The 7,463-nt window shown below is 71.7% G+C and carries 8 protein-coding genes; 4 read left to right on the plus strand and 4 right to left on the minus strand.

All coding sequences use genetic code 11. The annotated features are described in order from the left end of the window. Positions 1 to 247 precede the first annotated feature (247 nt). A complete protein-coding gene (locus ABZ281_RS29515) occupies positions 248 to 1,780 on the minus strand; it encodes a DUF4331 domain-containing protein (protein WP_356660348.1) in 1,533 nt (510 codons plus the stop codon). A gap of 227 nt (positions 1,781 to 2,007) precedes the next feature. Between ABZ281_RS29515 and ABZ281_RS29520 the strand changes: the two genes are divergently transcribed. The 3 genes from ABZ281_RS29520 to ABZ281_RS29530 all read left to right on the plus strand — a co-directional run bounded on the left by ABZ281_RS29520 (position 2,008) and on the right by ABZ281_RS29530 (position 3,758). Further along, positions 2,008 to 2,550 (plus strand): sigma-70 family RNA polymerase sigma factor, encoded by a 543-nt coding sequence (locus ABZ281_RS29520; protein WP_356660350.1) that lies wholly within the window; start codon positions 2,008 to 2,010, stop codon positions 2,548 to 2,550. Next, complete coding sequence (locus ABZ281_RS29525; protein ID WP_356660352.1) at positions 2,547 to 3,365, plus strand: anti-sigma factor; 819 nt, start codon at positions 2,547 to 2,549, stop codon at positions 3,363 to 3,365. Before ABZ281_RS29520 ends, ABZ281_RS29525 begins: the two co-directional genes overlap by 4 nt. Positions 3,366 to 3,491: 126 nt before the next feature. Beyond that, the gene (locus ABZ281_RS29530) at positions 3,492 to 3,758 is read left to right on the plus strand and encodes a hypothetical protein (RefSeq protein WP_356660354.1); all 267 of its coding nucleotides are present in this window, start codon (positions 3,492 to 3,494) and stop codon (positions 3,756 to 3,758) included. A 177-nt stretch (positions 3,759 to 3,935) separates the two neighbouring features. Here ABZ281_RS29530 and ABZ281_RS29535 read toward each other — a convergent pair whose 3' ends face one another. Continuing rightward, positions 3,936 to 4,718 carry an ABC transporter permease gene (locus ABZ281_RS29535; protein WP_356660356.1) on the minus strand — a complete coding sequence of 261 codons (783 nt, stop codon included), beginning with the start codon at positions 4,716 to 4,718 and terminating at the stop codon, positions 3,936 to 3,938. Then, on the minus strand, positions 4,715 to 5,680 hold the full coding sequence (locus ABZ281_RS29540) for an ATP-binding cassette domain-containing protein (protein WP_356660358.1): 966 nt from the start codon (positions 5,678 to 5,680) through the stop codon (positions 4,715 to 4,717). Before ABZ281_RS29540 ends, ABZ281_RS29535 begins: the two co-directional genes overlap by 4 nt. A gap of 63 nt (positions 5,681 to 5,743) precedes the next feature. On the opposite strand from ABZ281_RS29540, the gene ABZ281_RS29545 reads away from it, so the two are divergent. Further along, positions 5,744 to 6,460: a TetR/AcrR family transcriptional regulator gene (locus ABZ281_RS29545; protein WP_356660360.1), complete on the plus strand. Its 717-nt coding sequence runs from the start codon at positions 5,744 to 5,746 to the stop codon at positions 6,458 to 6,460. Here ABZ281_RS29545 and ABZ281_RS29550 read toward each other — a convergent pair. Beyond that, positions 6,457 to 7,463, minus strand: a 1,007-nt coding sequence (locus ABZ281_RS29550) for a type ISP restriction/modification enzyme (RefSeq protein ID WP_356660362.1), incomplete at its 5' end; no start/stop codon positions are given. The genes ABZ281_RS29545 and ABZ281_RS29550 overlap by 4 nt on opposite strands.

The following is a 7,463-nucleotide window of genomic DNA, read 5'->3' on the forward strand; positions in this document are numbered from 1 at the left end:
CTGACCGGCGCCGGGCTGAGGGCCGGAGTCGCTCCTGGCGCCGTCCTCCCGCTCCCCGGTGATCCCGGGCTCCGGGTCCGTCGACGGCGCGCGGTCGTCGTCGGGCCTCTCCGGTGTGCTGTCGGTCGGACGCGGAGGCATGACCTCTCCTCGATCGGATGTGCTGGTGCGGGAGTGGAGCCGGCGGCGCGGCCCGCGCCGTGGGGGATGGGGAACGGGCCGCGCCAGTCGGTGGGAGCGGAGCGGGTCAGTACGCCCGGTTCCGCATGCGGCGCCACCACATCAGGGCCGCGCCGATCAGGACGATGCCGCCGGCGCCGGCCCCCGCGGAGGCGGCCATCAGGCGCATGTCGTCCGAACCCTTCGCGCCGGCCGGCTGGAGCGCGTCGCCCAGCTGGCTGCGGACGTCGTTGCCGCCGTCCACGCCCTTGGCGAGCGGGCCGCGCGAACCCTCCGTCGGCAGGGCCACGTACGGGAAGGACTTCTCGAACTTCTTGTCATTCTTGTCGACCGCGTCACCGAGGTCGTTCTTCGCGCCCAGCAGCTCGCCCTCGACGACCTGGAGCGAGGCGTCGATCACGTCGTCGGTGAGGCGACGGCCGTTCGGGAAGCCCGCGTTGTCACCGTCCAGCACGCCCAGCCGCTTGGGCTTCGCGGTCGGCTTGATCGAGGTGTTGAGCCGCAGCTGCTCCGACGGCGTCACGTGCGGCGGCTGGTTGAGGTCCTTGACGCCCTTGAGGAAGACGTCGACCAGGTCGTTGCGCGGCTCGTCCGGCGCCGGGATCTTGTAGATCGCCTCGATGAGCTTGGGCAGCTCCGGGTTGGTGACGTTCTCCAGGAACTGGGCGTCGTCCCGCGGCGTGGACGCGTTGAACTTGTCCTTGTCCTTCAGCGGGTTGACGACCTCGTTCACCAGCGGGTTGCCGAGGCGTGAGACCTGGGAGTAGTAGCCCTTGGCGTTCTCGCGCTGCGTCGTCGACCAGATGCCGACGACCGGCTGCTCGTGCGACTCGGTGATGAAGCTGTTGGGCACCTGGAGGGCGATCGAGTTGACGTTGTAGCCCTTGAGGGTGTCGTTGCCGACCTCGGAGAGGTTCCCGCCGTACAGCAGGTCGAAGACGCGCAGGTCCAGGAAGAACGGGTCGTCGGCCTGTCCGGCGAACGTCTGGGCACCCCCGGCGAGTTTGTGGACCGCCTGCTTGCGCAGGGTGTGGTAGTCCGGCATCGACGCCTTGCCGACGTTCGACGGCGCGACCGGCACATCGTCGGCGATCTTGGTCTTCGACACGGCCTTCAGGTGCTTCAGCTTGATCAGTTCGAGGTCGTACGTCTGCGTGATGTTGAGGTCGGGGTCGTCGAGGCTCTCGACGGGGCCCGTGTTGTAGAGGAACGTCTTCTCGTTCTTCGTATGGGTCTTGAACGTGTAACGGAACAGGAGGTCTTCCTGCGCGTCACCGTTGCTGTCGATGCGCAGGTCGTACTGGGCGTCCTCGGCGAACGGGAAGAAGTTGGGCCCGCCGGCCGGTTCCTCGAAGGGGATCCAGTTCGCGACGATGGTCGTCGTGTCCGGCTTGTCCGGGCTGACGAACGCGTACACGTCGGTGTTGTCGTACTGCGGCGTCCCCGAGATCAACGGGGCCTCGCGGTGGCTGGAGGCGGAGGCCTCCTCAGGTGCCAGCGCGGTCACACCGGCGGCGGCGAGCCCGCCGGTGGCCAGTGCACCACAGATCACAGTCGCGATGCTCCGGCGCCCCGCGCCGGTCCTGAAGGTAGGTGTCATGCCGTCCGTCCTCGGTGCCAACTTGCCTGACACACGCCATTCGGAGTGGTCGGCGAAGCGGATTGGTCGAATCTCAAACGTTCTTACGGCGAGCGGGGAAAGTTGTTTCATCGCCGGGCGACCCGCGTTTTCGGCGCGCTGATCCGTAACCCCGTCCGGAGGTGTGTGCGTTGCGAATGCCTCGTGTGAGGGGACAGGCCCGGTGCGGCCTCGGAGAGGGGGACCGAGTGGAGGCGGACGAGCTGCTGCTGCTCGTGGCAGGTGGGGACCAGAAGGCGTTCGAGGAACTGTACGGAGTGGTGTCCGGCCCGGTGTTCGGTCTCGTACGGCGCGTGGTGCGCGACCCCGCCCAGTCGGAGGAGGTGGCTCAGGAGGTGCTGCTCGAACTGTGGCGGTCCGCGGCGAAGTTCGACCCGCGCCGGGGCAGCGCGATGTCCTGGATCCTCACGCTCGCCCACCGCCGCGCCGTCGACCGGGTACGCAGCGCCCGGGCGGCCGGGGAGCGCGAGCAGCGCGAGGCACTGCGTGCGAACCAGCCCGCCTTCGACCAGGTCACCGAGGAGGTCGAGGCCGGCCTCGAACGCGAGTGGGTGCGCCGCTGCCTGGACCGGCTCACCGTCCTGCAGCGCCAGTCGGTCACCCTCGCCTACTACGAGGGCTACACGTACCGTGAAGTGGCCGAGCAGCTCTCCCTGCCGCTGGGCACCGTCAAGACCCGCATGCGGGACGGGCTGACCCGGATGCGCGAGTGCCTGGGAGGAGTGGCATGAGCCTCTTCCGCCGCGAGGACCTGCACTCGCTCGCCGCGCCCTACGCGCTGGACGCCCTGGAGCCCCCGGAGCGGGTCCGCTTCCGCAAGCACCTTCGGGACTGCGACCGTTGCGCCGCCGAGGTGCGTGCCCTGACCGAGGACGCCGTCCGGCTCGCCTGGTCCACGACCGCCCCGCCCCCGGCCGCGATGCGCGACCGGGTCATGCTCGCCGTACGGACGACTCCGCAGGACCCGGCGCCGCAGGGTGCGGCGCGCGAGCCGGCACGGACGAGTGCGACGCAACTGCCGCCGCACGTCGGGGGGGCCCAGCCGCCGCCGCCCCAGCGGCAGCGGCGCCGGATCCCGCTGTTCGTGCCCTTCGCCACGGCCACCGCCGCCGCGGCCCTCGTCGTCGCCTCGCTGTTCGCCGTGCAGGCGAACCGGACCCAGGACCGGCTGACCGCCGAGCAAGATCGCTCACGTGAGATCGCCCACGTTCTGGCAGCTCCGGACGCCCGTGTGAGCAGTGGCCGGGACGGACGGGGCCGCACCATCGGAGTGGTCGCTTCCGCCACGGAGGGGAGCGCAGTGGTCACCCTCGGCGGATACGGGACCCCCGCGGGCGGCCGCGTGCACCAGTTGTGGCTCATGCGCCCGGGCGCGCAACCACGCTCCCTCGGGCTCTTCGAGGGCGACACGCCCCTGGTCGCAACGGGTCTGGGCCCGTCCGCGACGTCACTGGCCGTGACCGTCGAGCCCAGCGGGGGATCGGCGCGGCCCACTACCCAGCCGATCGTCCAACTCGTCCTGAAATCTGTTGGATTCGGAGAGTGATCGGAGATACATCGTCAACCCCCTTATAGGGAAGGTGAATCCTGTGACCGCGATACACGAGTGCCGGGACGGGGCGATAGGGTTAACCTGCCCGGGCCGGGTGGACTCGTACGGGTGGGGAGTGACATGGATCAGATAACAGTGCGCAGCAGGGCCAGGGTCCCTGCGATCACCTGCGGGAGCGGTGCGACCAGTTCGCGCCTCGACCGCCACCTCTCGGTGCTGGGCGGCCCTGCCGTCCCCCAGCGGGAGACGGTCGAGGCGACCTCGCTGATGCGGGAACTGACCGCGCGTCAGCCGCACGATCGCAGTGGCAGGGGCGCGCGCGTGCGCCGCGTCTCGCTCTTCGCGCCGCTGCGCCGGCTGCGTCGCTCACTGTTCGGTAGCAGGTAGGGGTCCGCGCTCGGGCGGTCACACCGCCCCTGGCGCACCGCTGCGACACTCGTCGTCCGTCATCCCCGCGGCTCGCAGCGGCGTCAGGTGTGTTCCCGAGCGCGGCACGCCCCCTGTCGGTGCCTCATCCCCGCCCGGCAGTGACCGGGGGCCGCCTCCGCGGTTCCGGCCGCCCGTTCACCGCTCCCCGTGCGCGTACTGGCGCACGGTCAGCGGCACGAACACCCCGAGCAGTACAGCGCACCACAGCAGCGACCCCGCGACAGGGTGGGCCACCGGCCAGGCCGCCCCATCGGGCACCGGCGTGTTGCCGAAGAGGTCCCGCAGGGCCGTCGCCGGCGCGCTGATCGGATTCCACTCCGCGACCGTCCGCAGCCACCCCGGCAGCCCGCTCGTCGGGATGTAGGCGCTGGACAGCAGCGGAAGCAGGAACGTCGCACCGCCCAGCTGGCCGGCCGCCTCCTCGTTGCGGGTGAGCAGGCCGAGATAGATCCCGGCCCAGGTGCACGCGAAGCGGAACAGCATCAGCAGCGCGAACGCCCCCACCGTCGCGAGCGGGCTCCCCTCGACCCGCCAGCCCACGGCGAGGCCCACCAGCAGGAACGGCACGGTCCCGACGGCCGTGGCAACGAGGTCCGCCGCGGCCTGCCCCAGCGGCACGGCGGCCCGGCTCATCGGCAGCGTACGGAAGCGGTTCGTCACGCCCCGGTGCGTGTCCCCGGCCGCCTGGAACATGCCGGTCATGATCCCGCCCGAGGCGGTCGCCACCAACAGGCCCGGCACCAGGAACGACCGGTACGCCTCGCCCGGCACCGCCAGCGCGCTGCCGAAGACGTAGCCGAAGAACAGCAACATGCTGATCGGCATGAACTGGGTGAGGATCAGCAGCCCAGGGTTGTTCCGCATCCGCAGCAGTTGGCGGCCCAGCATCGCGGCCCCGTCGTACGCCAGCATGCTCATGCGGCACGCTCCTTCTCGTCGGTCGTCTCGGTCGTGGTCTCCGTCAGGCGCAGGAACACGTCGTCGAGGGTCGGTGGGCGCAGGCTCACGTCGAGCAGCGGCACGCCCGCCGTGTCCAGGGCGCGCACCAGCATCGGGATCGTGAGGGTCGGGTCCTTGCTGACCGCGCCGACGGCGTTGCGCTCGTGGTCGAACGACGGCTGCGCGCCCGTCAGCCGGTCGAGCACGCCCGCGGCCTTCGCGAGCACGTCCGCGTCCGGCACGACGACCTCGGCGTGCGCCCCGACGAGCGACTTCAGCTGCGCCGGCGACCCGGTGTGCGCGACCCGGCCCCGGTCCACCAGGGCGATGTCGTCGGCCAGTTGGTCGGCTTCCTCCAGGTACTGGGTGGTGAGCAGGACGGTCGTGCCCTCGGCGGTCAGGCCGCGCACCACGTCCCAGATGAGGGTGCGGCTGGCCGGGTCGAGGCCGGTCGTCGGCTCGTCCAGGAACAGCACGTCGGGTCGGCGGATCAGGCTCGCCGCGAGGTCCAGGCGGCGGCGCATGCCGCCGGAGTAGGTGGACGCGGGGCGGTCGGCGGCCTCGGTCAGGCCGAAGCGGTCGAGGAGTTCCGCGGTGCGGCCGGCCGGACCGCGCACCCGGTGCAGCCGGCCGAACAGCTGGAGGTTCTGGCGGCCGGTGAGGTCTCCGTCGATCGAGGTGTCCTGTCCGGTGACGCCGATCCGGGCGCGTACGGCGGCGGGCTCTCGGACGAGATCGTGCCCCGCGACCCGGGCGGAGCCCGCGTCCGGCCGCAGCAGTGTCGTCAACAGCCGTACGGCCGTCGTCTTGCCCGCCCCGTTCGGCCCGAGGACCCCGCAAACCGTCCCCTCGGCGATCGCGAGGTCCAGCCCGCGCAGGGCATGGACCTCCCCGAACCGCTTCTCCAGACCTTCACTAAGTACAGCGTACGTAGAAGTCATGGCATGACCATAGCGCACTACGTACGCTGTACGTAACTAGGATGGAGGCCGAGGTGATGATCGATGGCGGGCCGAGCGGCCGTACCCGAAGTGATCTGGGCGCGCCCCGAGCGCACCGGCCGTGGGCCGAAACCGGCGTTCACTCGCGCCGGCATCGCGGCGGCGGCGGTGCGGATCGCCGACGCGGAGGGGCTGGAGGGGGTGACGATGCGCCATGTCGCCGCGGAGCTGGGCTGCGGCACGATGTCGCTGTACAACTACGTCCCCCGCAAGGAGGACCTGTACGAGCTGATGATCGACGCCATCGGCGCCGAGCACGAGATGGTCGAGCCCACCGGCGACTGGCGTGCCGACATGCTCCGCAACGCGGAGGAGACGCGCGCGATCATGCACCGCCACACCTGGGTGCCGCGCCTGATGCCCGGGGTGTTCGGCTTCAGCCCCAACACCCTGCGCTACCTGGAGCACTGCCTGGCCTGCCTCGAACCGCTCGACGTGCCGGCCGGCACGAAGACGGAGCTGATCGCGCTGCTCAACGGCGTCGTGACGACGTACACCGGGAACGAGATCGCGACCGCCGAGCGCACCCGCTCCATGCCGTGGACGGCGGAGGAGGAGAACGCGGTCCGCATGGCCTATCTGGGCAGCCAGATCGCCACCGGCGCGTATCCGCGGCTGACTGCGGCCTTCGTGGAGCAGAGCGGGCCGGTCGATCTGGAGGCGATGTTCCGGCGGGCACTCGAACGCGTATTGGACGCCTTCGACCCCGAGCTGCGCTAGAGCAGCGCCAGTTGCCCCTCGGGGCCCTCCTCGGGCCCCTCCAGCACCGACGCCGGGCGGCGGGCCGCGCTCGGCACCGGGAGGACGCCGGCCTTGCTCAGGTCCGTCGCCGTGACCGGGTCGGGGAGCTCCGGCTCCTCCAGGGGGCGCAGTTCGGCCAGGAGCGCCAGGACGGTGATCAGCTCCAGCAGCTCCGACGTCCAGGCCTGAGGCCAGGTGGCGGGGCGGATCGCCGCCAGCGTGCCCGGCTCGGGGGCGGCGACGCGGGCCCCGAACCACTGCTCCAGGACGCGGACTCCCGCCACCTCGAAGTCCCAGGCCTGCGGCGGTACCGGGGAGATGCGGCCCTCGTCCAGGAACAGGGCCTCCTCGTCCCTGTCGTAGCGCAGCGTCACGGGCCGGGAGGGCAGCGGGGCGCGGACGTAGGGGCGGCGGCCGCCGGGCAGCTTGGGGCGTTCGCCGTCGCGGCGCATCAGCCACAGCATCCGGTGTCCCAGCTCCAGACCCCGCTCCCACGCGTCGGCGTCCCCGGTGAGCGGGACGGTGAGGTCCGGGCGGGCCGTGGCCGTGATCCAGGCCAGCACGTCCAGCGGTGCCGGGGTACCGCCCAGCCGGGTGCCGAGGTGCTCCGGCAGGCCCGGGGCCAGATTCGGCTCGCGACCGCCCGGGCGGCGGAACAGCGGGCGGACCCGGCCGGGGCGGAGCAGCGGGAGTGGCGAGGTGACGAGCAGGGGAGGGGCGGCCCCGGGCGCCTCCACCACGAAGACCTGCCGCTCGTCCGCCACCCGCCACAGCTCCGGGCGGGCCGCGTCGATCAGCCGCTGGTCGGGGATCAGCCACTGCTCGTCGTAGGGCGCGAGCAGGACGCGCACCGGCTCCGGGCAGGGACCCGAGGCGCGCACCAGCTTCTCCGTGCCGCTGCCGCTCCGGCCGGGCAATTGGCCGACCGCCGTGTGCAGCGTGCGCGAACGCGTCGGCTCGAACAGCGCCTCGCGGTCGGGGC

Origin of the sequence: Streptomyces sp. NPDC006265 (assembly GCF_040613555.1) — a bacterium.
GTDB lineage: Bacteria > Actinomycetota > Actinomycetes > Streptomycetales > Streptomycetaceae > Streptomyces.

Excerpts from the sequence above, each read along its gene's own strand:
- ABZ281_RS29515 (WP_356660348.1), bottom strand. The coding sequence starts at position 1,780 with ATGACACCTACCTTCAGGACCGGCGCGGGGCGCCGGAGCATCGCGACT.
- ABZ281_RS29525 (WP_356660352.1), top strand. The coding sequence starts at position 2,547 with ATGAGCCTCTTCCGCCGCGAGGACCTGCACTCGCTCGCCGCGCCCTAC.
- ABZ281_RS29530 (WP_356660354.1), top strand. The coding sequence starts at position 3,492 with ATGGATCAGATAACAGTGCGCAGCAGGGCCAGGGTCCCTGCGATCACC.
- ABZ281_RS29535 (WP_356660356.1), bottom strand. The coding sequence starts at position 4,718 with ATGAGCATGCTGGCGTACGACGGGGCCGCGATGCTGGGCCGCCAACTG.
- ABZ281_RS29540 (WP_356660358.1), bottom strand. The coding sequence starts at position 5,680 with ATGACTTCTACGTACGCTGTACTTAGTGAAGGTCTGGAGAAGCGGTTC.
- ABZ281_RS29545 (WP_356660360.1), top strand. The coding sequence starts at position 5,744 with ATGGCGGGCCGAGCGGCCGTACCCGAAGTGATCTGGGCGCGCCCCGAG.